The organism is Bradyrhizobium sp. WSM4873, assembly GCF_055811355.1.
This window is the reverse complement of sequence record NZ_JBVVPS010000014.1, coordinates 1-22482: the sequence shown is the minus strand read 5'-3', so window position 1 is coordinate 22482 and position 22482 is coordinate 1. Positions and strand designations below refer to the sequence as shown.

General features: G+C 64.4%; 19 protein-coding genes and 1 pseudogene. 11 read left to right on the top strand and 9 right to left on the bottom strand.

The features are described 5' to 3' along the window. Position 1 precedes the first annotated feature (1 nt). On the top strand, positions 2–802 hold the full coding sequence (locus tag AC0L21_RS19410; protein ID WP_473263417.1) for an SDR family NAD(P)-dependent oxidoreductase: 801 nt from the start codon (positions 2–4) through the stop codon (positions 800–802). 173 nt (positions 803–975) lie between these two features. Here the strand turns inward: AC0L21_RS19410 and AC0L21_RS19405 are convergent, their stop codons facing one another. Next, positions 976–2316 (bottom strand): PQQ-dependent sugar dehydrogenase, encoded by a 1341-nt coding sequence (locus AC0L21_RS19405; protein ID WP_473263416.1) that lies wholly within the window; start codon positions 2314–2316, stop codon positions 976–978. A 235-nt stretch (positions 2317–2551) separates the two neighbouring features. Here AC0L21_RS19405 and AC0L21_RS19400 point away from each other — a divergent pair, with 235 nt between their 5' ends. Both AC0L21_RS19400 and AC0L21_RS19395 read left to right on the top strand, forming a co-directional pair. Beyond that, positions 2552–3742: a urate hydroxylase PuuD gene (locus AC0L21_RS19400; protein ID WP_473263414.1), complete on the top strand. Its 1191-nt coding sequence runs from the start codon at positions 2552–2554 to the stop codon at positions 3740–3742. Positions 3743–3888: 146 nt separating this feature from the next. Then, positions 3889–4746: a VOC family protein gene (locus AC0L21_RS19395; RefSeq protein WP_473263413.1), complete on the top strand. Its 858-nt coding sequence runs from the start codon at positions 3889–3891 to the stop codon at positions 4744–4746. 352 nt (positions 4747–5098) lie between these two features. Here AC0L21_RS19395 and AC0L21_RS19390 read toward each other — a convergent pair whose 3' ends face one another. After that, complete coding sequence (locus AC0L21_RS19390; RefSeq protein WP_473263412.1) at positions 5099–6133, bottom strand: L,D-transpeptidase family protein; 1035 nt, start codon at positions 6131–6133, stop codon at positions 5099–5101. Between the two features lie 184 nt (positions 6134–6317). Here AC0L21_RS19390 and AC0L21_RS19385 point away from each other — a divergent pair, with 184 nt between their 5' ends. Together AC0L21_RS19385 and AC0L21_RS19380 are read left to right on the top strand one after the other, a co-directional pair. Continuing rightward, positions 6318–7274 carry a lytic transglycosylase domain-containing protein gene (locus AC0L21_RS19385; RefSeq protein WP_473263411.1) on the top strand — a complete coding sequence of 319 codons (957 nt, stop codon included), beginning with the start codon at positions 6318–6320 and terminating at the stop codon, positions 7272–7274. A 105-nt stretch (positions 7275–7379) separates the two neighbouring features. Then, positions 7380–7865: an NUDIX hydrolase gene (locus tag AC0L21_RS19380; RefSeq protein ID WP_473263410.1), complete on the top strand. Its 486-nt coding sequence runs from the start codon at positions 7380–7382 to the stop codon at positions 7863–7865. On the opposite strand, the gene AC0L21_RS19375 is transcribed toward AC0L21_RS19380, so the two are convergent. Beyond that, positions 7852–8826, bottom strand: a complete 975-nt coding sequence (locus AC0L21_RS19375) for a Bug family tripartite tricarboxylate transporter substrate binding protein (RefSeq protein WP_473263409.1) — start codon at positions 8824–8826, stop codon at positions 7852–7854. The genes AC0L21_RS19380 and AC0L21_RS19375 overlap by 14 nt on opposite strands. Positions 8827–9269: 443 nt before the next feature. Here AC0L21_RS19375 and AC0L21_RS19370 point away from each other — a divergent pair, with 443 nt between their 5' ends. The 3 genes from AC0L21_RS19370 to AC0L21_RS19360 all read left to right on the top strand — a co-directional run bounded on the left by AC0L21_RS19370 (position 9270) and on the right by AC0L21_RS19360 (position 10978). Next, positions 9270–9926, top strand: a complete 657-nt coding sequence (locus AC0L21_RS19370) for a hypothetical protein (RefSeq protein ID WP_473263408.1) — start codon at positions 9270–9272, stop codon at positions 9924–9926. After that, positions 9887–10192 (top strand): HGGxSTG domain-containing protein, encoded by a 306-nt coding sequence (locus AC0L21_RS19365; RefSeq protein ID WP_473263407.1) that lies wholly within the window; start codon positions 9887–9889, stop codon positions 10190–10192. Before AC0L21_RS19370 ends, AC0L21_RS19365 begins: the two co-directional genes overlap by 40 nt. Positions 10193–10627: 435 nt before the next feature. Beyond that, positions 10628–10978, top strand: coding sequence for a hypothetical protein (locus AC0L21_RS19360; RefSeq protein ID WP_081747933.1), 351 nt, complete (start codon positions 10628–10630; stop codon positions 10976–10978). A 254-nt stretch (positions 10979–11232) separates the two neighbouring features. Here the strand turns inward: AC0L21_RS19360 and AC0L21_RS19355 are convergent, their stop codons facing one another. Further along, positions 11233–12423 (bottom strand): lysozyme family protein, encoded by a 1191-nt coding sequence (locus AC0L21_RS19355; RefSeq protein ID WP_473263406.1) that lies wholly within the window; start codon positions 12421–12423, stop codon positions 11233–11235. A gap of 196 nt (positions 12424–12619) precedes the next feature. Here AC0L21_RS19355 and AC0L21_RS19350 point away from each other — a divergent pair, with 196 nt between their 5' ends. Continuing rightward, a complete protein-coding gene (locus tag AC0L21_RS19350; protein WP_473263405.1) occupies positions 12620–13900 on the top strand; it encodes a L,D-transpeptidase in 1281 nt (426 codons plus the stop codon). Between the two features lie 225 nt (positions 13901–14125). On the opposite strand, the gene AC0L21_RS19345 is transcribed toward AC0L21_RS19350, so the two are convergent. From AC0L21_RS19345 to xylB, 5 genes are all read right to left on the bottom strand, one after another. After that, a complete protein-coding gene (locus tag AC0L21_RS19345; protein WP_473263404.1) occupies positions 14126–14857 on the bottom strand; it encodes a hypothetical protein in 732 nt (243 codons plus the stop codon). 269 nt (positions 14858–15126) lie between these two features. After that, positions 15127–16074: an ABC transporter substrate-binding protein gene (locus AC0L21_RS19340; RefSeq protein WP_473263403.1), complete on the bottom strand. Its 948-nt coding sequence runs from the start codon at positions 16072–16074 to the stop codon at positions 15127–15129. 95 nt (positions 16075–16169) lie between these two features. Then, positions 16170–17210, bottom strand: coding sequence for an ABC transporter permease subunit (locus AC0L21_RS19335; RefSeq protein ID WP_473263402.1), 1041 nt, complete (start codon positions 17208–17210; stop codon positions 16170–16172). Beyond that, a complete protein-coding gene (locus tag AC0L21_RS19330) occupies positions 17203–18732 on the bottom strand; it encodes a sugar ABC transporter ATP-binding protein (protein WP_473263401.1) in 1530 nt (509 codons plus the stop codon). The genes AC0L21_RS19335 and AC0L21_RS19330 overlap by 8 nt, the downstream gene beginning before the upstream one ends. A gap of 210 nt (positions 18733–18942) precedes the next feature. Further along, a complete protein-coding gene (gene xylB, locus AC0L21_RS19325; RefSeq protein ID WP_473263400.1) occupies positions 18943–20388 on the bottom strand; it encodes a xylulokinase in 1446 nt (481 codons plus the stop codon). A 143-nt stretch (positions 20389–20531) separates the two neighbouring features. Between xylB and AC0L21_RS19320 the strand changes: the two genes are divergently transcribed. Further along, complete coding sequence (locus AC0L21_RS19320) at positions 20532–21785, top strand: MFS transporter (RefSeq protein ID WP_473263399.1); 1254 nt, start codon at positions 20532–20534, stop codon at positions 21783–21785. Between the two features lie 24 nt (positions 21786–21809). Further along, a pseudogene (locus tag AC0L21_RS19315) lies at positions 21810–22436 on the top strand (M28 family peptidase); the annotation flags it as partial. Between the last annotated feature and the right edge of the window lie 46 nt (positions 22437–22482).

The window sequence follows — 22482 nt, the reverse complement described above, 5'->3', positions numbered from 1 at the left end:
CATGCGCTTGAAGGACAAGGTTGCGATCGTCGTGGGCGCCGGCCAGAGTCCCGGCGAAGGCATGGGCAACGGCCGCGCCACTGCGCTGACCTTCGCGCGCGAGGGCGCCAAGGTGCTGTGCGTCGATCATCATCTGGAATCGGCGCAGGAAACCGCCGCCATGATCGCCGCGAAACATGGCACCGCCGCGGCGTTCAGGGCCGACGTCACAAACTCCGCCGACATCAAGGCGATGGTCGCGGAGGCGCAGGCGCGCTGGGGCCGGATCGACGTACTGCACAACAATGTCGGCGTAAGCCTGGCCGGCGGCGACGCCGAGCTGCTGCAAATCACCGAGGAGGCGTTCGACCGCGTCGTCGCGATCAACCTGAAGAGCTGCATTCTGGCGGCGAAAGAGGTGATCCCGATCATGCGCGCGCAGAACAGCGGCGTGATCATCAACATCTCCTCGATGGCGGCGATCACGACCTACCCTTACGTCGCCTACAAGGCGACGAAGTCGGCGATGATCGCCTTCACCGAACAGCTCGCCTACCAGAACGCGGAATACGGCATCCGCGCCAACGTCATCCTGCCGGGCCTGATGAATACGCCGATGGCCGTCGACACCCGCGCCCGCGAATGGCACAAGACCCGCGCCGAAATCGAAGCCGAACGCGACAGCAAGGTGCCGCTGCGCAGGAAGATGGGCACGGGGTGGGACGTCGCGAATGCGGCGCTGTTCCTGGCCTCGGACGAGGCGAATTTCATCACGGGTGTGACGCTGCCGGTGGATGGCGGAGCGAGTGTGCGGAGGGGATAGACATCCCAAGCACGCCGCTCTTCCTTCTCCCCTTGCGGAAGAAGGTGGCGCGAAGCGCCGGATGAGGGGTCTCTCTCCGCAGACACATAGAGGAGTTCGCCGATAGAAACCCCTCACCCGCCTCGCCGCTGCGCGGCGAGCCACCCTCTCCCACAAGGGGCGAGGGTACACGTTCATCGCGGCACGCTTGTCACCCGCCAGATCGTCCCGTTGCCATCCTCGGACACCAGCAGCGATCCATCCTTCGCCACGGCGACACCGACCGGCCGCCCCCACACCTCGGTATCGCTCACGACGAATCCCGTGACGAAATCCTCGTACTCGCCGGTCGGCTTGCCGTCCTTCATCCGGATCCGGATCACCTTGTAGCCGGTGCGCTTCGACCGGTTCCAGGAGCCGTGCTCGGCGGCGAAGGCGTCGCCGTGATACTCTGATGGAAACTGCGTGCCCTGATAGAAGGTCATGCCAAGTGAGGCCGAGTGCGGCTGCACCAGCACGTCGGGTATCGTCACCTTGTCCTTGAGGTCCGGCCGCGCGCCGGCGTGGCGCGGGTCTTCGTTGCCGCCGATATAGAACCACGGCCAGCCGTAGAACGCGCCTTCCTTCACGCTCGTCACATAGTCAGGCACGAGATCGTCGCCGAGGCCGTCGCGCTCGTTGGTCGAGCACCAGGGCAGCCCGGTCTGCGGCTGGATCGCAAGACCGACGCAGTTGCGGATGCCGGTGGCGTAGATCTTCCGCTCCTTGCCCTCGGGGGTAAAGGCGAGCACGGTGGCGCGTTCAGTCTCGCTGGCCCAGGCCGCACCAAGCGGTTGCGCTTTCGACCAGGCTTCCACGCCGCCCGGCGGCGTGCCCATGCCCTCGGCGACGTTGCTGAGCGAGCCGACCGACACCAGCATGCGCTTGTTGTCAGGCGTGAAGATGATGTCGCGGGTGGAATGACCGCCATCGTGGGGCAGGCTCGCCACGATCGTCTCCGCCTTGCCACGCGCCTTGAGATCGCCGGCCTGATAGGGAAAACGGACGACGCTGTCGGTGTTGGCGACATAGACCCACCGCGGATTGTCGCCGTTCGGAAAGAAGGCGATGCCGAACGGCTGCCTCAGTCCGGCAGCGAACACCTCGTTGGTCGCGGCCTTGCCGCCTTCGCCGGCGCGCAACACGCGGATGTTGCCCGCGCGCGTCTCGGCGACGAAGACATCTCCGTTCGGCGCCACGCGCACGATGCGCGGGGCGCGCAGACCCTCGGCGAACAGCTCGATCTTGAAGCCGGCCGGCACCTGAAGCGCCCCCTCCGGCGGGCGCGGCACCACGCGCGACGAGCTCGCAACCGACCGCGTGGCCCCGGGCCTGACCAAATCCTGCGGCCGGATCAACCTGACCGTGCCGGGTTTGTCGGCCTGCCAATCGCCGTAGGCCTCCTTGCCCTGCAGCACCGGCTCAGCCTGTGCGCAGGTCGCGACCGCGACCAGCCACCCCGCGGATATCGCCACGAACGAAATCCTGTTCTTCAAATCGTCTCCTCCCGGCCGTCACGTCTGGCGCATCAACGCCGATCGACACGCAAGCGTTCTGCGACAGGTCAAATGCCTGCCGAATCCCACGTCAGCTCATGCCCGCACGATGTGCAACAGCCGCAGCCCATCGTACTGGAAAATGCGGCTGATCGGTGCGACACATTGTAAGGGCAGGGCCGCCGGTTGCGGTCATCAAAGCTGTGGCATTGGGGTCGCATCTGTCGGGGTGATCATGTGGGGATCCATCATATCGGAATGGGCGAGCCTGCTGCTCCGCTGGCTGCACGTGGTCGCCGCGATGGCCTGGATCGGCAGCTCCTTCTATTTCATCGCCCTCGACCTCAGCCTCAAGCCCAGGAGCGATCTCCCGGACGGCGTGCAGGGCGAAGCCTGGCAGGTCCATGGCGGCGGCTTCTACCGGATCATGAAATATCTGGTCGCACCCGCCCAGATGCCGGACGAGCTGACCTGGTTCAAATGGGAGGCCTACACAACATGGCTGTCCGGCTTCGCGCTGATGGTAGTGGTATATTATCTCGAGGCCGATTTGTTCCTGGTCGACAGGTCGATCCTCGACCTCACGCCATTCCAGGCCGGCCTGTTCAGCCTCTGCAGCCTCGCGCTGGCATGGCTGCTCTATGAAGGGGCCTGCCGTACCGGGCTCGCGCAGCGCGAGCTGCCCTTCGCGATCGGCGGCTATCTGTTCCTGGTCGGATTGACCTACGCCTTCACCCATGTGCTGAGCGGCCGCGGCGCGTTCAATCAGATCGGGGCGATCATCGGCACCATCATGGTCGCCAACGTCTTCACGCTGATCATCCCGAACCAGAAGAAGATCGCAGCCGCCTTGATCGCGGGCCAGGCGCCCGATCCAAAGCTCGGCAAGACCAGCAAGGAGCGCTCGGTTCACAACAACTATCTGACGCTGCCTGTCGTCGTGCTGATGATCAGCAACCACTACCCCCTGCTCTACGCCACCCGCTTCAACTGGATCATCGTCGCGATCATCCTGGCGCTCGGGCCTGTGATCCGGCACTTCTTCAACGAGGGGCATGCCGGGCGCAGATCGCCGTGGTGGGTGTGGGGCATCGCAGCGGTCGGCGTGATCGCAATTCTCTTTCTCTCGGCGGCCGGCCCGCGCGAGGTCAAGGCAAGCGCGATGTCAGCGCAGCCGACGCTTGCCAATGTCGAGGAGATCGTGATGTCCCGCTGCAGCATGTGCCACGCCGCCGAGCCGGTCTGGGCCGGCATCATCACCGCGCCGAAGGGCATATTGCTCGACGCGCCCGAGCACATCCATCGCAACATCCGCCTGATCGGCCGCGTCGCCGCCTGGTCCAATGCGATGCCGCCGGGCAACATCACCGAAATGACCAGCGAGGAGCGCGCCACCCTCGCCGCCTATATCGAGCAGGCGCGCTGACGCCATCGCGCATCGATATCGCGTTTCGCGGAATGAAATTCTGCCCTTCCCGGCCGATTTGAAAATGACTTGACCGCCTATCCGGCGTAGACAGAAGCAGCGGCCCGGCGCGGCCTGAAGTCAGTTTGCATTCGGGGATGAGAACAGTGGCCCTCAAGAACGTCATCGGTATCGACCACGCCGTGGTCATGGTTCAGGACCTCGACAAAGCCGCCGAGAATTACCGGCAGCTCGGCTTCACCATCTCGCCCCGCGGCACCCACAGCGCACATATGGGCACCGGCAACTACACCATCATGTTCGACCCGGATTATATGGAGCTGCTCGGCGTGCTCGCGGCGACCGAGCACAACGCGCCGGCGCGTGCCTTCCTGGACAGCCGCGGCGAAGGCATCGAGCGCATCGCCTTCACCGCGGTCGATTCCACCGCCGGCGCGGAGGAAATCCGCGCGCGCGGCCTGGAGCCGATCGGCCCGACCGATTTCGAGCGGCCCGTGACGCTGCCTGACGGCACGATCTCGGCGGCGAAATTCCGCACCTTCATGTGGCCGACCGCGGAAGCGCCCGGCGGCGTGCGCATTTTCGCCTGCCAGCACAAGACGCGTGAGACGGTGTGGATTCCCGAGCTGATGAAGCACGCCAATGCGGCAAAGCGCATCAAGCAGACATTGATCGCTGCGCCCGAGCCTGCGAAGGAAGCCGCGCATCTGGGGCGGCTGATCGACCGCGAGCCGAAGGCCGAGGCCGACGGCGCGGTGACCGTGGCCTCCGGTGGCGATCGTGCCGACTTTGTCTATTTGACGCTGGAGCAGCTCGGCAAACGCTATCCCGGCGTGCCGCTCGCGGGTCTTTCCGAACGCGGTGGCGCGGCCCTGGTGCTCGTGAGCGGCGATCTCGCGGCCACCGAGAAGGCGCTCGGTTCGGCAGCGGTGCGCAGCGGGTCTGCGATCTGCGTACCGCCGGCCAAGGCGAACGGCACCCTGCTCGCCTTTGTTGCCGGCTGATTTGAACTAATTCTTTAACAAGCGTTTTACCGGGCCGCCCTAGGCTTCTGGGCTACCCGCGCCTTCAGGGGCCAAGCGCATGTTTAAAGAGAAATCGCCGATCGCCTATGACACGCCGGCCGAACTGAAAAAGTGGCCGTCACTGAAAGGCGAGAGGCAGAAGGATCGAGGTCCGCCCTATCTCGTCTACAACGGCACGCTCGCCGATTGCGTCCGCGAGCTCATGGGCAAGCCGATCAAAGGCATCTCGCTTTACGATATCATGACGAGGCCGCAAGCAGCGTTCGACCAGACCGTGCTATCGCCCGGCGATGCCGCCGAGATCGCGATGCGCAAGGACTTTCCCAAAGAGCTAGTTCGAGGCGCGCTTGCCGGCGGACTTCACCTGCTGCCTGGACGAGGAGTCCGTCGGCGCATCCAGGAAGACCACCCGTGTGCCGCGCTTGACGTGCTCGCCCAGCGCGCGCACGTCCCAATTGGTCAGCCTGACGCAGCCATGCGACGCGGACTTGCTGACCCTGTCGGGCTCCGCCGTTCCGTGGATGCCGTAACCCTGCGCGGACAACCCGATCCAGTATGCTCCCACCGGATTGTTCGGGCCCGGCTGAACGTCGAACGGCTTTTTCGATTTGACGCTTCTGAACTTGTAGTCAGGGTTGTAGTGATAGACCGGATTCTCATGGGTGCTGGTGACCTTGAGCGTACCGCTCGGCGTGGGACGATCCGGACTTCCGATTGACGCGGGATAGAACGCGATCAGGGTGCCGCCATCGTCGAATGCTTTCAGCGTGCCGTCCTTCTTGTCGATGTCGAGCCGCGCGATGTGCGGAAGCTCTCGCCGGGCCGGAACGTTTGCAACGACGATGGTCGCTCCCACCTTGTCGAAGGCCTTGTCCGGATTGAGTGTCCGAAGCAGGTCTGCGCTCATGTGGAATTTCTCGGCAAGCCCTTCGAGCGGACTGGTGTAGCTCAGCGCCTTCAGCGGCTTCATGTCATCAAGCTTGCCGGGCAGCTCCTTCAGAAACGGGCCATTCACATCCGCATCCGTGATTTTGTATTCGACGACGACGGGGCCTTCGCTCGCGGCGTTCAACTTGTCCCAAAGCTCCGGTGCGATCGTTTTGTCGGACGCAACGCCGTTCTGCTCGGCGAATGCCTTCAGCGCCTTCTGCGCGTTCTCCCCGAGCTTGCCGTCGATCTCCCCGGGCGAGAACCGGGCCCGGTCGAGCAGAATCTGAAGCTTCACGATCGATGCGTTGAGCTTGTCGCTGGCAATTTGCTTTGCGGGACGCGCAGCGTCGTTCACCGCTGCTGCATCGAGATTGCCCGCAAGCGCCGGAGCGATCACCGACAGCGAAATCACCGCGCCAAGCATCCATCGCATCATCTCGCTCGTCCCAATTCGCCAAGGCCCCGCAACTTCGCGGATAAAAGAGTTTCCCGGCGGGAACACCGTAGTAACACCGGCGGAACCGACGAGACCGCAGCTTTGCCGCAATCGCTCGGTTAATAACTCCTTATCGCCGGCGCACCGCTGGCAGTTCACCCACAGTTCGAGGTTGCTCCAGCAAATGCGATTTGTCGTCGCGGCTTGCGCCGCGTTCATGATTCTGATGTGCGACTTCGATCCGTCGGCGTCCCGCCAAACATCGGCTTTCGACCACACCGTTCTTCAAAACACTCAGGCCGCGCCACTTGTTCCGGTGGTCGAGCTGTTCCTCGCAAGCGTGCAGGCGCTCGAGCTTGCCAATGCACGTGCGGCCTATGAGGAGATACCCGAGCCGCCGGATACGGTCGCACCCGTCGCGCAGGCGCCAGTTTCGCCGACGGAGCGCTTCTGCCACGCGCTTCGTGGCGCAGCCGAAGCCAGCGGCATTCCGGTGCCGTTCTTCGCACGCCTGATCTGGCAGGAGAGCCGTTTCAAGTCGAACGAGGTCAGCCAGGCCGGCGCGCAGGGCGTCGCACAGTTCATGCCGGAAACGGCAGCCGAGGTCGGGCTGGATGATCCGTTCGATGCGATGAAGGCGCTGCCGGCATCGGCCAAATTCCTGCGCAAGCTGCGCGACGATTTCGGCAATCTCGGACTTGCCGCAGCCGCCTACAACGCAGGCCCCGGCCGGATCCAGAAATGGCTCGCCAAAGAGACCGAGCTGCCGCGTGAGACCCGCGACTATGTCCGCATCATCACCGGCACCAAAGCCGAAGACTGGACCGAGCGCACGGAAGCCCTCGCGATCCGGATCGACCTGCCGCGCGAAGCTCCATGCGAGGGCATCGGCAGCCTGTCCAAGACGAAAGACGTCGCCTGGGTTCCGGTGAACCTGACGCCCTCTGTCACGACCATCATTCGCAAGGCCGAGCAACTGGCGGCCCGGTTGACGACCAGCCGCGCACGCAAGCGGCTCGCGTCCCTGATCCGGAACGGCACCCACGGCAAGGCACGCAGCATGATCGCGGCGCGCGCGGCGGGAAAGAGCGCGAAGGCCCGCGCCATCCGTGTTGCAGCGCGCGAACGATCTTCGGGTTGATGCGAAATCCGGAAGCCGCTCGATGGAGCGGCTTCCGGCGGGCCGTGGACAGTTGAAACGTTGGCCAATTGACCTACGCTATGCGCCGCCTGCACGGAACCTGCGATGCCATCGAAGAGCGCCGAGATCATTGCCTATCGGAAGCGCCGGGGAATCGAGGTTCTCCTCGTTCATCCCGGCGGACCGTTCTGGAGCAACAAGGACCTCGGCGCCTGGTCGATCCCGAAGGGCGAATACGCCGACGGAGAAGACGCAGACATCGCCGCACGACGGGAATTTGCCGAGGAGCTTGGATTTGAGCTATCCACGCCGCTGACTTCGCTTGGTCAGATCAAGCAGCGCGGCGGCAAGATCGTCACCGCGTTCGGGGCCGAGTTCGACCTCGACGTGCGCAGCATTCGCAGCAATACTTTCGAAATGGAATGGCCGCCGCGCAGCGGCAAACGTCAGACCTTCCCGGAGGTCGATCGTGCCGAATGGTTCATGCTCGAACAAGCCCACGAGAAGATCAACACGGGACAGCGCCCGCTGCTCGAGCGGCTGGCTGAGGTGGTCGGCATCATGCCAAGCAGACGCTCTACTCCGCCTTGATGTTCGCCGCCGCCACGACTTCGGCGAGCTCCCTGGTCTCATTCGCGATCTTGGCGGCGTAGTCGGCCGGACTCAGCACGCTGACGACGCCTTGCGTCTCCAGCCGCTCCCGTAACAGCGGATCATTGGCGGCGGCGACGATCTCCCGATGCAGCATCTCCAGCGTCGGCGCGGGGGTTGCCTTCGGCATGAAGAAGCCGACCCAGAACGAGAGGTCGAAGCCGGGGTAGCCGGCCTCCGCGACGGTCGGCACGTCCGGCAGCGCCGGCAGCCGCTCGGCTGAGGACACCGCGAGCGCGCGCAGCTTGCCGGCCTTCACGAGCGGCACGGCGGACAAGGGATCGAACACCGCCAGCACCTCCTGCGCGAGGATACCGACTTCGGACGCAGCGCCACCGCGATAGGGCACGTGGATCATCCTGACGCCGGCCTTCTGGCTGAGCAGCTCCATGGCGAGATGGGCGAGGTTGCCGTTGCCGCCCGAACCGTAGGCCAGCGCGCCGGGCGCGGCCTTTGCCGCGGCGACGAGATCGGCGACCGTGTTGATGTTGGCCGTCTTGGGATTCTCCGGATTGACCACGAGCACGAGCGGCGCCGACACGACCGTGGTGAGCGGCGCGAAGTCCTTTTCCGGGTCGTAGCGGATATCCCTGAACAGCGTCTTGTTGAGCGTGATCGTGGAGGAGTTGCAGGCCAGCATCGTGTAGCCGTCGCCTTCCGCACGCGCGACGCCTTCGGCTGCGATCATGCCGTTGGCGCCGGCGCGGTTCTCGACCACGAAGGCCTGCCCGAGCTTGTTGCCCAGCCGATCGGTGACGATGCGCGCAACGACGTCGACCGGGCCGCCCGCGCTGAAGCCGACCATGATCTTGACCGGTCGCACCGGATATTTCTGGGCGAGGGCCTCCGTCGTGGCGCACAATCCGGCGACGATCGCCAGCAGGCGAAGCGTTCGTTGCATTCGTTCTCTCCCCAGACGAACCGCGCCGCTTTGCCATGACGCAGCGGATTCGCGGATCATGATGAGCGGCGGCGCCGGATTTCGCAATCGCGTTTGCAGGCTGGCATTCCGTCGCGCGGCAGGTCAGGGCCGCTTCAAAACAAAAAACGCAAAAACAACCCCATGCACAGTAGCCGACGCTTGCGAGATCAAGCACTTGCACGAACGGGGACTTGGACGAACGAGGATTGCGCGCTTCGCAATCTTCGTTTGACTCGTCGGGCAAAACACCGGCAGAATGCCATCATCGCAACAATCGTCAGCCTCCACGCCGCCCGACCACGGGCGTCGCGTGGCGATTGCGCGTAAGCCCTTCATCAACATCTCGAAAATCCCACAAGCGCGCAGCAGGCGAGCGATCGATGTCGCGCGCAACGCGCCCGTGCGGGCAAAGGACACAGCACATGACGACATCTTCGAAACGCCAGAGCACGCTGCCGGTTGCGGCAAACGATCGCAGCGGCCCCGCCGCGAGCCCGCGGGTCAAGCTCTACAAGCGCCGGATTGCGATCCTCCATGCCGACCCGCAAGCCGGCGAACAGCTGCTGGCAGAGGCGCTCGGTGCCGCCGACTGCGACGCGCTGCATGGTCTCCTCAGGCAATTGGTGAAGGCGAGCGTAACCGGACGGAAACCCGATGAAGCCAATCTCGCCTTCCTGATCTCGCTGGTGAAGAGCATCGCGCCGAAGGATTCGATCGAGGCCATGCTCGCGGTACAGATGGTGTCCGTTCACGCCGCGGCGATGCGCTCCGCCTGCCGCCTCGCCCTCACCGACGACATTCCGCAGCAGGAGAGCATCACGCGCGCATTGACGCGGCTGAACCGCACCTTCGCAGCCCAGATCGAGGCACTGAGCCGCCACCGCAACAACGGCGAGCGCGCGATCACGGTCCGGAATTTGTCGGTGCAGGACGGCGGCAGGGCGATCGTGGGCAACGTCACGCAACACGCGAACATAATCGTCGCGGAGCCGAACGTTGCGACGGCCGCTGGAACGGTCCCGCCGCGCGAGGCCGGCGAATGCAAAAGGGCCGAATCGAGGCAAGGCGCCGACGCATGAGCGGCAATCACGTCCGCAACACGAGCGCGATGTGGACGAGCCCGCGCTGTGGCGCCGAAACGCGAAACGGCACGACCTGCCGCTCACCCGCAGTGCATGGCAAGTCTCGCTGCCGCATGCACGGCGGCGCACGCAGATCGGGCGCGCCGAGGGGAAATCAGAATGCGCGGACGCATGGTGCCTTCACGCGTGATGCGGCCGCTGAACGAAGGCAGGACCGGGAGCTGCTGAATGATGCGTTGAAGCTACTTGGGGAGCTGTCGTGAGTTGCCGGATAGACCTTGAAGGCGAACCAGCGAAGACCGCAATCGTTGTTGACGAACACGCTTGCTGAGACCCGCAACAGATGCCCTGCAGACTTGCACCGCGGGTCGTTTCCATAAGTCTGTGATGGCTTTGGTCGGCTGCGCCGTCCTGAGCGGACAAGCCCGGCGCCAGCCTGGAGGTCGGCCAAGGTGCAAGCTAGGCCAAAGAAGCAGCTGCACTGACCTTTAGTTGAAGCGTTGTCGTATTTGAACCTTCGCTCGAATGGCCGGACTCACGTCAGTAGGCGATGGGAATGAACTGTCCCATCACAGCATCGAGCGATTGTAGCTATCGACACTCGTCAGCGGCAGTTGCAACGGACTTGGTTTCCGGGTTGCCAGCCTAAGCCGCATCAGGCCAGCGGATCGCCCGGCGAATATCGCGGAGGCAAACAGATGTTTCCAGCGAAACTTGCGGCATCGTTGCTGGGTTCAGCGTTGCTACTGACGCCGGTACTTGCACGCGACGACGGCCGATACGACCACTCTCCGCTGAAGTCTTGGTTTGAAAGCTTGCAGAGCGAATTTGGAAAGTGCTGTACCGATGCCGATGGATACATCGTGTCCGATGCCGATTGGGAGTCCAGTCGGGGCCGTTACCGCGTCCTCATTGACGGCGAATGGGTGCTCGTACCTGACGGTGCAGTTGTCACAGAACCAAACCGCTTCGGCCGTACAATGGTCTGGAGGCATTACATAGACGGCCATCCGCGCGTCCGATGCTTCATGCCTGGAATCATGACTTGACTTCACTTTCAAATGCTCCGCTTCGGGTCACTCGCGTCGATTTGCCCGCGTATTCTCGATGTCCGCTTTGGCCCTAGCTGCCGGCGTGCCGGACACTTCGCTTTCGGACCACAAGCAGACATCGGCACCCGATCGATCGCCTCGCTAGCAGCAGGAACGACCCGAGCGCGTTGTTGACGATATAAAGTGCATCCGCGCGACCGGCGACGGTGAAACCCCGCTCGCCCGCGGGTGCGGCAACTCCTGCTAGCCACTCAACGGATATTCACTGGTGCCTGCGCCCGCTCGGCGTCGGCGGTCGCGGTGCCCATGTATTTCGATTGGAAATGAGCAACCCGCTCGCGCCACATTCCGACGAACGCCTCCGACGTCAGCTTGTCCACGGATTTCCACGCCTCTTTGACGGCCGGAAGCGTATTGCCCCAGATCGCGCGCCTGCACCATTTTTCGCCCTTCTCCCTGCCTTCGCCGGTGGCGCACATCGATTTCCAGGCGATGCGATTGGGTTGGCTGAGGTGCTCCGCGGCGCCTTCCCAGCCCTGCTGATGAATCAGGTAAAGATCGTTCAAGTCCGGCTTCCTGCGTGTCACCCACTGGAATAGAATGCCTTCCGTGATGACCTTGTAGGCTGCCGCGACGGCATTATCGCGGGGATTAAGAATGTCTCCGGAGCCGAATTTTCTGAACTCGTATTTGCTCAGCTGGAACAGCCCGATATACGACCCGGTGCGCTGCTTGGGATCGAAACCGGACTCGACCTTGGCCACGGCCTTCATGAAATTGAAATCCAGACCGAAAGCGTCGGACGCGCGCTTGATCTCTTCCACCGGCGTTCCGACCGGGATGTCCTTGAACGAACGCAAGACGATCGCCGCCGGCTTCTCGGCAGGCGGCAGTTCGGACCAGACATAACAAATGAGATACCGGAAATCCTGCGGCCCCGTGCTGGAGGCACCGCCGGATGCACCGCACGTGGTCGGCGCCGGCTGGGCGACATCGTGGTGGCCCAGGTCCACCGTGTCCTGCGCAGGCGGTAAATCGGCCGACAGCGTTTGCGACGGATCGGGCAACGCGGCCACGACGATCGATTCCGATTTGTCCGAGGCCACCGTCGTGTCGGTGGCCGTCCCTGCCGCGGGCTCAGCGGCCGTCGCCACTTCGGCGCTAGCAACAGCGGCGTTCGCGGGCCCGGTGTTGCCCATTGCGATTGCCTGCGGTTCATCCGCGAGCCTCGCGCTGGCGGCGAGGGATGCTGTGCGCTGCTGGATTGTCACCGCGCGGGAGTTTTCGGTGCCGGCCGGACCGAAGCCAGCCAGCCAGCCAACGATCCACCCCGCGAGAACGACCGTTCCGCAAAATGTCGGCGCCACTATCGCAAATCGCCGCGGGTTCATGATGCCGTCGCCCCCATAGGCTCCACCGGAGCGTGTAGAAAAGCCAAGCATGCGAAGAGGCTCATCCTTGGGATCAATGTGGGCCGCGCAATGGCGCGAACCGCCGCTCGTCAATTTTTCCGAAGCGTGTTGCCCGATTGCAACGCGTCGATCACAAGCCATTGCGCCCGTCTCAGCGGCAACTCGCACGGTAATTGTGAGTACCGTCCAATTTTCGACCCACTGCGACCAGATTTGGAGGAGAGGCTTGGCGCGCCGTCAGGATGACGCATCAGGCTTCGGCTTCGCGCATCGTCTCGAAACGATGGAGTCGCGCCTACGGGACCGGGCGATGTTCGTTAAGGAATTACCAGCAATGCAGCGCGCGATAACAACCGCTGTATTCGCCATTTTCATGATCCCTGCGGGGATCGCACACGCTCAATTTCTGTTTGGACCCCAACACACGTTCTGGCGAAGCCAATACGCTCCGTACAAGGACAAGCACCACCACCGGCAGACAAGCTCTGAAACGGCGAAGAGCGTTCGGCCGGAGCCCCTTCCGAAGGGCCCGCTCCAGATCATCATCTCGATCGCAGACCAACGGGTCTCGCTTTTTGACAACGGGGCGCTGATTGCACGCTCTTCGGTGTCCACGGGAATGGAGGGGCATCCGACGCCCCTCGGCGTGTTCAGCGTCATCAGCAAAGAACGATGGCACCGTTCAAATATTTATAGCGCCGCCCCCATGCCCTACATGCAACGCATCACCTGGTCAGGGATAGCGTTGCACGCCGGTGTCGTGCCCGGGCATCCAGCGTCACACGGCTGCATCCGTTTGAAAAATGATTTTGCCGTTCGACTCTGGCATCTCACGAAGCGCGGCACGCGGGTGATCATTGCGCATGGTGATGTCCAGCCGGTCGAGATAGCCAATCCGCATCTTTTTCAACCGAAAGCCGCGTCCGGTTCGTCCGAATTCCAGAGTGCCACCGTCGCAACCAAGAGCATCGATGCAGCCGCGGCAACGCAGGGATCACTGGTGTCAAACGCCGAGACTCCAGAAGCCGCCAGTCTCCAGGAGCCAGGCTCGGCTCCCGCTGCAAGCGGGCCTAAAAAGATCGTCCCGATCTCCATCTTCGTCAGTCGCAAGTTGAGCAAGCTGTTCGTACGTCAGGGCTTCACGCCGTTGTTTGATGTCCCGGTCAAGATCGAAAATCCGGAGGAGCCGCTGGGAACGCACGTGTTTACCGCAATGGAATTCCAGAACGAGGGAACGGCTATTCGCTGGAGCGTCGTGTCGATGCCGGAGGAATTGCCCCGTATGTCCGAAGCTGCCACGAAACGGCGAGAAGCGCCCGCGAAGCAAACCGCGCCGGAACCGTTACCCGACAAAGCCAACGCTGCGCTCAACCGTATCGAAATGCCCCAGGATACGGTTGAGAAGATCTCTGAACTCCTGACGCCGGCTTCTTCGTTGATTGTTTCCGACAACGGAATTAGCCAGGAGACGGGAAAAGACACGGACTTCATCGTGGTAACGCATTGACGCGGCGGCGCAACCCACCAACACACGATGCCGCTGCGGGACCCGTTGGGATTGTCCGACCGCAATTCTGGTGCAACTTGATGTCCGCACCTGAGCCAAAGCGGCGCGAGGTCGGCTAAGAGTGACAAGCGGTCATGGACCGGCTGCGCGGGACAGGTCGGCTACGGGCCCGGCCACAAGCTGACATCCCGAGCATCGATCGAGTGTCGGAAGCTAGGCGTCATGTCAGTTGCTCCTCTTCAAATCGCTAGATTGGATGAAATCCCACCAGGTCAGACGGTTGGCGACCGTCTCTTCGCCTGTGAGACTGGATCCGTCGAGACGCAGATTCTTTTCGAAGTAGGTCAATAGCCAGGGCAACTTTTGCTCAATGCTCTTTGGAATCGGCTCGTCGGTGCTCTCGATCGTAATGTCATTCCAAGCAATATTCGCACCTAGCGATGCTTGGAGATCATTGCGGTCAACTTCGATCAGGCTGCTCGGATCATTTACGTCCGCAAACGTCACCAGATCCGGCAGATCTTTTGGAGCAATCTGGCGCGGGCCGCGCAAACGCGCGACGCGTGGCACATCATCCATAAACTCTCGGGACCAAGATTCGCCGTACGCCCGCAGCACGAGGTCGGTTCCAGGCCCTGCCTCCTCCGTCCAGCGGATCTCGTCATCGTATTTCCGGTGGAGCCTACTTGTAAGCAACGCGATCAGGGGACGCATGCCTGGGCCGAGGTCCAGATAGAGAGCCCCACCATCGAGCTTGTGCATCGTGCCTTTCGCAGGGAACGAAACATCCCAAAAGGTCACTTTGATCACTGTCGAACCACGCTTAACGCCATCAGGCGTGCTGACCGCCAACGTTAGCTTGTATCGGTAGCTCTCTGTCCTTCCGCATCCCGATAGGCAAAGACTGATGGCGACGAGTGCCCCGAGCCGGGTAACGAGTGGCAAGATCATCGGCATTATGTTCTGCCCAAATAAAGGCTCGTCACTAGGTTGTGCGGATAACCTTTGTCAACCACGGGCTTGGCAGATGCTCAATTTTGACTAAAGCGGCCACGACTTCGCCTTTGGGGCACAAGCTGAACTGGTCCACTGGAAGCCAGGGCCCGCTTCGTGTCGAAAAGCGGACGTCGGAGAGCGCGGCCGACCCAGTCGCGGTCAACCGCTGCATGCCTAGCCAATACGCAAGCCGGCCAGCGCCGCATCCGGCGCCGGCCGTCTCCCGCGCGCTACTGCGACCGATCCGAGGTCCAGCCCTTGTAGTCTTTGACATTGTCGCGCGTCACGAGTTTGGACGGCAGCAGCTCGACGGTGGAGGCCGGCTTCTGGCCGTTGAGAATGTTGACGCCGACCTGGACGGCGCGGCGGGCCATGAAGAACGGGTCCTGCGAGGCGGAGGCCTGGATCTGCGTCGCCTGCGGGTCCTTGAGGGCGGCTTCGATGTCGGGCGCGCCGTCGACCGCGGTAATGATAATGCCGGTGCGCTGCTGCTGACGCGCCGCAAGGTCGGTGCCAATCGCCTGCGGATCGTTGATGGCGAAGATGGCATCGATCTTGGCAAAGCGAGTCAGATAGCCCTGCGCCACCGTAAGGCCGCCTTCGCGCGAGCCCTTGCCGTCCTGGTCGTTGGACAGGACCTTGATGCCTGGGTTCTTGCCGAACACGTTCTTGCAGCCGACGACGCGATCGATCACCGCGGAGACCTGCGGGCCGTTCTCGATGATGACGTCGCCCTTGCCCCCGAGCTTGTCGACGATGTACTGGCAGGAGATCTCGCCGGCCTGGACGTTGTTGGTGGTCACCGTGGCGTCGGCGCCTTCGGCCGCGGTGTCGACGGCGACGACGACGATGCCGGCGGCCTGCGCCTTCTTGATCGCCGGTCCGACCGCCTTGGGATCGCCGGGATTGAGCAGGATCAGGTCGACGCCGGCGGCAATGAAATTGTCGATCTGGGTGACCTGCTTGCCGAGATCATATTCGAACCCGACGGTGGTGATCTTCACGTTGGGGTTGGTCTTCTTGGCCTCGAACTCGGCGCCCTTCGACAACGCGACGAAAAACGGATTGCCGAGCGAGCCCAGCGAAACGCCGATCGACTTGAGCTCCTTGGCGAAGCACGGTGCAGAGCTCAGGACGAGCGCCATCGCGGCGCCGGCAAACGAGATCGACTTCAACATTGGCTTCCTCCCTGGTCTATTGAATCTCCCGTACGGCGACCAGTTGCCGTGACGGAATGAACATGACGGCACAGCGCCCGCTGCATTTCTTGCTCTCAAGTCCGGGCCGAGCCCTGCAGCCGATAGCGGTCCAGCGCCACCGCGCCGATGATCACCAGGCCCTTGATCACATATTGCCAGACGTCGGACACGCCGATCAGGATCAGGCCGTTCGACAACACGGCAATGATCAGCGCGCCGACCAGCGTTCCCCAGATCGAGCCGATGCCGCCGACAAAGGAGGTGCCGCCCAGGATCACGGCGGTGATGGCGTCGAGCTCGTAGGACTGGCCGAGCTGCAGGCCATTGGCCGCATAGAGCCGCGCCGCCTGCATCGCGCCACCGAGGCCCGCAAGCAGGCCGGACACGCCATAGACGAAGATCAGCACGGCCCAGACCTTGATGCCGGCGAGCCGCGCCGCGCTCTCATTGCCGCCGACCGCGTAGATGTGCACCCCGAGCACGGTGCGCTTGAGCACCAGCCACGACACCAGGATGACCAGCAACGCGATCACCCAGAGCCAGGGAATCGACAATACGCCGGGGATGAGGGTCAAGGCGCCGTTGCCGATGAAGGCATAGGGGATCGACGGATTGAACACCGTGGTGTCGGCGCCGAGCAGCCGCGCCGCGCCGCGCACGGCGGTCAACGACCCCAGGGTGACGATGAAGGGCGGCAGGCGCAACAGCGCGATCAAGCCGCCATTGAGAATGCCGAAGACCCCGCCGGTGAGCACCGCGGCCGGCAACCACAGCACTCCGAGATCCGGGAATTTGGAGATGATCAGCCCGGCCATCGCCGATGCCGCCAGGATGGAGCCGACCGACAGGTCGATGCCGCCGGTGAGGATGACGAAGGTCATGCCCGCGGCCAGCACGGTATTGACCGCGGACTGCTGCACCACGATGCCGATGTTCTGGCCGGTGAAGAAGCGGCCGTCCGACAGCACGTGAAAGCCGATGCACAACAACAGCAGCACCGGCAGCATGCCGACCGCGCGAATGATCATCCGCGTCCGCTGCCGCTTCGTCTCCTGCGCGGCGGCAAGACCGGGCGCAGCGGGGGCGGTGTTGGCGGAAGCGCCGTTCTCAGGCATCGAGCTGCTCCGTTCCGGTGGCGAGGGCCATGATCTCCTCCTGACCGAGCGGCGATGTCGCGTTGCGCCGGATCTGCCCGGCGATATGTCCTGCGCGCATCACGACGACGCGGTCGCAGATGCCGATGATCTCGGGCAGGTCGGACGAGATGACGAGAACCGCGGTGCCCGACTTCGCGAGATTGTCGATGATCGAATAGATCTCGGACTTGGCGCCGACGTCGACGCCGCGCGTCGGCTCGTCCAGGATCAGGATCTTCGGGCCGATCGCGAGCAGCCGCGACAGCAGCACTTTCTGCTGGTTACCGCCGGAAAGCCCGCCGGCGGGAACACCGACATTCGCAGCACGGATGCCGAGCCCCGCGAACGCGCGTTTGGCGCGGTCGCGGGCCTTGTCGCGGTCGAGTATGCCGCCGAATTTCGCATCCCGGCCGAGCACCGCGAGATTGATGTTGTCGAGGCAGGACATGTCGAGGAACAGGCCGAGCGCCTTCCTGTCCTCGGTGAGATAGGCAATGCCGGCGTCCAGCGCCTCGCCGGGCGTGCGGATGGAGACCGCGCGCCCGTCGATCTCGACATGGCCCGAGACCATCGGCGCGGCGCCGATGATGAGGTGTGCAAGCTCGGTGCGGCCGGCGCCGACCAGGCCGGCAAGGCCGACGACCTCGCCCGCATGCACCGTCAGCGAACATCCCTTGACGCGCCTGCCGTCGGCGATGTCGACGGCCGCGAGCACCGGAGCTCCCGACCGCGCCTCATTCCTGGGATCATGCTCCTTCTTGTAGAAGGAGGAGACGTCGCGTCCCACCATCATCCGGACGATGGTGTCGGCGCGGATGTCGCCCTTGTCGAGCGAACCGACCAGCGTGCCGTCGCGCAGCACGGTGACCCGATCGCCGAGCGCGTAGACCTCGTCCATGCGATGGGAAATGTAGATGATGGCGAGACCTTCGGCGCGCAGCTGGCGGATCAGCGCGAACAGCCTTTCGCTCTCACCGGCCGACAGCGCGGTGGTCGGCTCGTCCATGATCAGGATCCTGGAGCGGGCGTGCAGCGCGCGCGCGATCTCGACCAGTTGGCGCTGGCCCATCGAGAGATTGGCGACCTGCGTCTGTGGCGTGAAATCCGCGCCGAGCCGCGCCAGGATCGGACCGACGCCGGCCTGCATCGCCTCGCGCGCCAGCAAGCCGCCGCGCGAGACCTCGCGACCGAGATAGATGTTCTCGGCGACGCTCAGATTGGGGGCGAGCGAGAGCTCCTGATAGATGATCGCGATGCCGGCCGCGCGGCCACCGAGCGGACCGCTGATCTGCACGGGCTGGCCGTCGATGCGGATTTCGCTGCCAGGGTCCGGCCGGTAGGCGCCCGACAGGATCTTCATCAGGGTGGATTTGCCGGCGCCGTTCTCGCCCATCAATGCGTGGATCTCGCCCGCGTAGACGGTGAGGTCGACGTCGCGCAGCGCCTTGATGCTGAAGAACGATTTGGAGACCCGGCGCATCTCGAGGATGGGCTCGCTCATCACACCTCCCCGACGCGCCGACGGCGGCATCGCAATCTCACCCGCGTCTCGTTGGTCCCTGGCGCGGGTGCAAGCATTAAACAAAAGGTTGTGGCGCAGGGCAATACCTCCCGCACGCCGATGCACGGTCCGGCGCTGCTTTTATCTTTTGCAGACGGAACCGATCTCGCGCGTGATGCCTTTTCTTCGCCACATCATCGCGTATCGCGATCAGCGCCGCGGCCGGTACAGGCGGCGCCATTGCGGAAGCCGCTCGGCATAGGCTTGTGCAAGCGCGCGGTCGGGCTCGAACGTCTCGACGCGCCGTGGCGCGGTGCAGACGGAATCGATCGTCTCCCCGGTGACGGCGAGGCGGCCGAGCCGCGCCGCACCAAACGCCGCGCCCGTCTCGCCGTCGGCAAAGCGATGCACCGGCATGTTCAGGACATTGGCCAGCACCGACAACCAGAACCGCGACCGCGAACCGCCGCCGATGACATCGGCCTCCGCGATCGCCAGTCCAGTCTCGGCGAGAACGTCCCGGCAATCGGCAAGCGCGAAGGCGACGCCTTCGAGCACGGCCTGCACGATCGCGTCACGATCGGTGGCGTGACTGAGGCCATCGAGCATGCCGCGCACATCGGGGTCATCGTGCGGGGTGCGTTCGCCGGAGAGGTACGGCAGGAAGCTGACCGGCGACGGCGCCCGCGGGCGCAACCCGAGCGGCGCCAGCAGGTCGGCCTCGGAAGTCCCCAACAGCCGGGCGATCCAGGCCAGGCACGATGCCGCCGAGAGGATCGCGCCGGCTTGAATCCATCTATCCGGGACGGCGTGACAGAACGTGTGCACGACCCGCTCCGGGTTGGCCGCGATCGTCTCGGTCGGCACCAGCAATGCGCCGGAGGTTCCGAGCGAAATGAAGGCTGCGCCGGGATTGATGGCGCCGATGCCGACGGCTCCTGCCGGATTGTCGCCGGCCCCGCCGGCGATCATCGGCCGCCTGGTCATGCCCCAGCGCTGCGCCAACTCGCTCCGCAGCCGTGCCGACGGCGCGCAGCCCTCGACGAGGCGCGGCATCTGCCGGCGCGATAGTGCGGTCGCGGCGAGCCCCTCATCCGACCAATCGCGGCTGTTAACATCGAGCCACAGCGAACCCGAGGCGTCCGAGACATCCTCGATCGCCTCGCCCGTCAGCACCAGGCGCAGATAGGCCTTTGGTTGCAGCACGAGTTTTGTCGCCGCGAAGATCTCCGGTTCGTGCCTGGCGACCCAAAGCAGTTTTGGCGCGGTGAATCCCGGCATCGCCTTGTTGCCTGTCGTCGTCCGCAAGGCGGGCCAGCGCCGCTCCAGCTCGGCGCATTCCGCAAAGGACCGTCCGTCATTCCAGAGAATGCAGGGCCGCAATGGCGCGTGACCGGCGTCGAGCAGCGTCGCGCCGTGCATCTGGCCGGACAGGCCGATGCCCTCGACCTCGGCCAGTTCGCGAGCGTGATCTGCCGTCAAGGCGTCCAGCGTCGCGAAGGTGGCTTCGATCCACTGCGCCGGGTCCTGCTCGCAATGGCCGGGACGCGGCGAGTTGACCGTCAGCGACCGGCTGCGGCTCGCCACCACGCGCTGCGCGTCGTCGACCAGAACGATTTTGACGGCGGAGGTGCCGAGGTCGATGCCGAGATACATGATGTCACTTGCCTTGCGTGCCCATTGCCTTACGTGTCCATCGCCTTGTGCGTCCATGGCATTGCGGGCATGGCGGTCCCGATGTTGGCATGCACCCGCCAATCATGTAACCCCACCCGAAACCTTGCCGGGACGGAACGCCCATGACCACCGCCGCCACCAACGACGCGGGAGCCACCCGCGCGCTGATCCTTGCGTTGCTCGCGCTCGCCTGCGGGCACATGCTCTCGACCTTGCTGCGCACCATTCCGGCGGTCAGCCTCGACCTGATGGCGGCGGATTTCGGCATCGAACCGCAGGCGCTGGCGAGCCTCACCTCGGTCTACCCGTTCGCGTTTGCGGCTGCGCAGATCCCGGTCGGTGCGGCGATGGACCGCTTTGGCGTGCGGCCGGTGTCGCTGAGCCTGCTCGCGGGAACCGTGGTCGGCGCCATCGCGTCGGGATTCGCGACGGGAGCCGAAAGCTTCGCGGTCGGTCAGGTGCTGCTGGGCGTTGCCACCTCCGGCATGCTGATGTGCCCGATGACACTGGCGGCCAAGCAATTGTCGGCCGCGCGCTTCGGGCTGTGGTCGGGCGCGATCCTCTCGATCGGCAATATCGGCATGCTGTTGTCGTCGAGCCCGCTCGCTTTCGTGGTCGACACCTACGGCTGGCGCGCCGGGTTCTGGATCGCAGGCCTCGGCGGCGTCGCCGTGGCACTCGCGGTGTTCCTGCTGGTGCCGAGCCAGCCCGCCGAGCACAAGGACGAGTCCTCGCCGCTGTCGCAGATGATCGAGGTGCTCAGGCTCGGACTCTCGCGGCCCTTGCGCGGCCTGATCGCGCTGGCGCTGGTGTCGCTCGCGACCTCGCTGGTGCTGCGCGGCCTGTGGGGCGGACCGTGGCTGATGCAGGTCAAGGGATTGTCGCGAGTCGAGGCCGGCAACCAGCTCGGCGCGTTCACGCTCGCGATGATTGCCGGTCCGCTTCTCGTCGGCATGATCGACCGCAGGATCGGCCGCCGCCGCGCGCTGGTGGCCGGAACGCACCTGGTCGGCGCATTGCTGCTGGCGCTGATGGCGTTAGGGGCGCCGCACTATGCCGTCTCGATGCTGCTCGGCCTTCCCGTGATGCCGCCGCAATACGACCTCGTGCTGTTCGTGCTCATTGGCTTGGCGACCTCGGCGCAGCCGCTGCTGTTCGGCATGTCGCGGCAGCTGGTCGACGCCCAGGTCGCGGGCAAGGCGCTCGCGGCGATCAACCTCGCCTTCTTCCTCGGCGCGGCGCTGATGCAGTCGGTCACCGGCGCGGTGGCCGCCTTCGCGGGGCTGCCGGCGGTGCTGCTGTTCATGGCAGCCATGCTTGGCGTCGGCGCGCTGGTTTTTTTGGTCTATACCTCGCCAAGACCGGCGATAGAGTAGAGCCCTGCATCAAGGGGACATCTCATGCCTGTCGACACCAAAGCCGCCACTGACCGCCTCATGCGCTTTCTCGCCGTCGAGGGCGTCACCGGACAGGAGGCCGCGATCGGGCGTGAGCTCACGGCCGCGCTGAAGGAAAGCGGCGTGCCGGCGAAGGCGATCCGGCTCGACGACGCCAATACGCGCATTCCCGTGCCGACCGAGACCGGCAACCTCATCGTCGACCTGCCCGGCCGCGGCGCGCTGCACAACCAGCCGCGCATCATGTTCATGACCCACATGGACACTGTGCCGCTGTGCGCCGGCGCCAGGCCGAAGAAGTCCGGTCGCAAGATCGTCAACGAGGCCAAGACCGCGCTCGGCGGCGACAACCGCTGCGGCTGCGGCGTGCTGGTGACGCTGGCAGCCGAGCTCGAAAAGCAGAAGCTCGATCATCCGCCGATCACGCTGCTGTTCTGCGTCCGCGAGGAGAGCGGGCTTTACGGCGCGCGCCACGTCAAGCTCGACGAGCTCGGCTCGCCGGTGATGGCGTTCAACTATGACGGCGGCTCGGCCTCCAACGTCGTCATCGGCGCCCGCGGCGCCGCCCCCGGGGCCGGGGGAATATTAGGCCGCGCCCCGCCTGCCGGCGTGGCGCCCGGGCGGGGGGTTTGATAGGCCCAGGTGCAAGCGCGTTGGGGGGGCCGCGGGGAGGGCG

Bases quoted from the DNA above. Each gene is read 5' to 3' on its own strand.
- AC0L21_RS19340 (WP_473263403.1), bottom strand. From the start codon at position 16,074: ATGTTGAAGTCGATCTCGTTTGCCGGCGCCGCGATGGCGCTCGTCCTG.
- AC0L21_RS19345 (WP_473263404.1), bottom strand. From the start codon at position 14,857: ATGCCGATGATCTTGCCACTCGTTACCCGGCTCGGGGCACTCGTCGCC.
- xylB (WP_473263400.1), bottom strand. From the start codon at position 20,388: ATGTATCTCGGCATCGACCTCGGCACCTCCGCCGTCAAAATCGTTCTG.
- AC0L21_RS19365 (WP_473263407.1), top strand. From the start codon at position 9,887: ATGCAAAAGGGCCGAATCGAGGCAAGGCGCCGACGCATGAGCGGCAAT.
- AC0L21_RS19355 (WP_473263406.1), bottom strand. From the start codon at position 12,423: ATGCTTGGCTTTTCTACACGCTCCGGTGGAGCCTATGGGGGCGACGGC.
- AC0L21_RS19330 (WP_473263401.1), bottom strand. From the start codon at position 18,732: ATGAGCGAGCCCATCCTCGAGATGCGCCGGGTCTCCAAATCGTTCTTC.
- AC0L21_RS19370 (WP_473263408.1), top strand. From the start codon at position 9,270: ATGACGACATCTTCGAAACGCCAGAGCACGCTGCCGGTTGCGGCAAAC.
- AC0L21_RS19410 (WP_473263417.1), top strand. From the start codon at position 2: ATGCGCTTGAAGGACAAGGTTGCGATCGTCGTGGGCGCCGGCCAGAGT.
- AC0L21_RS19320 (WP_473263399.1), top strand. From the start codon at position 20,532: ATGACCACCGCCGCCACCAACGACGCGGGAGCCACCCGCGCGCTGATC.
- AC0L21_RS19390 (WP_473263412.1), bottom strand. From the start codon at position 6,133: ATGATGCGATGGATGCTTGGCGCGGTGATTTCGCTGTCGGTGATCGCT.
- AC0L21_RS19360 (WP_081747933.1), top strand. From the start codon at position 10,628: ATGTTTCCAGCGAAACTTGCGGCATCGTTGCTGGGTTCAGCGTTGCTA.
- AC0L21_RS19375 (WP_473263409.1), bottom strand. From the start codon at position 8,826: ATGCAACGAACGCTTCGCCTGCTGGCGATCGTCGCCGGATTGTGCGCC.
- AC0L21_RS19380 (WP_473263410.1), top strand. From the start codon at position 7,380: ATGCCATCGAAGAGCGCCGAGATCATTGCCTATCGGAAGCGCCGGGGA.
- AC0L21_RS19400 (WP_473263414.1), top strand. From the start codon at position 2,552: ATGTGGGGATCCATCATATCGGAATGGGCGAGCCTGCTGCTCCGCTGG.
- AC0L21_RS19385 (WP_473263411.1), top strand. From the start codon at position 6,318: ATGCGATTTGTCGTCGCGGCTTGCGCCGCGTTCATGATTCTGATGTGC.
- AC0L21_RS19335 (WP_473263402.1), bottom strand. From the start codon at position 17,210: ATGCCTGAGAACGGCGCTTCCGCCAACACCGCCCCCGCTGCGCCCGGT.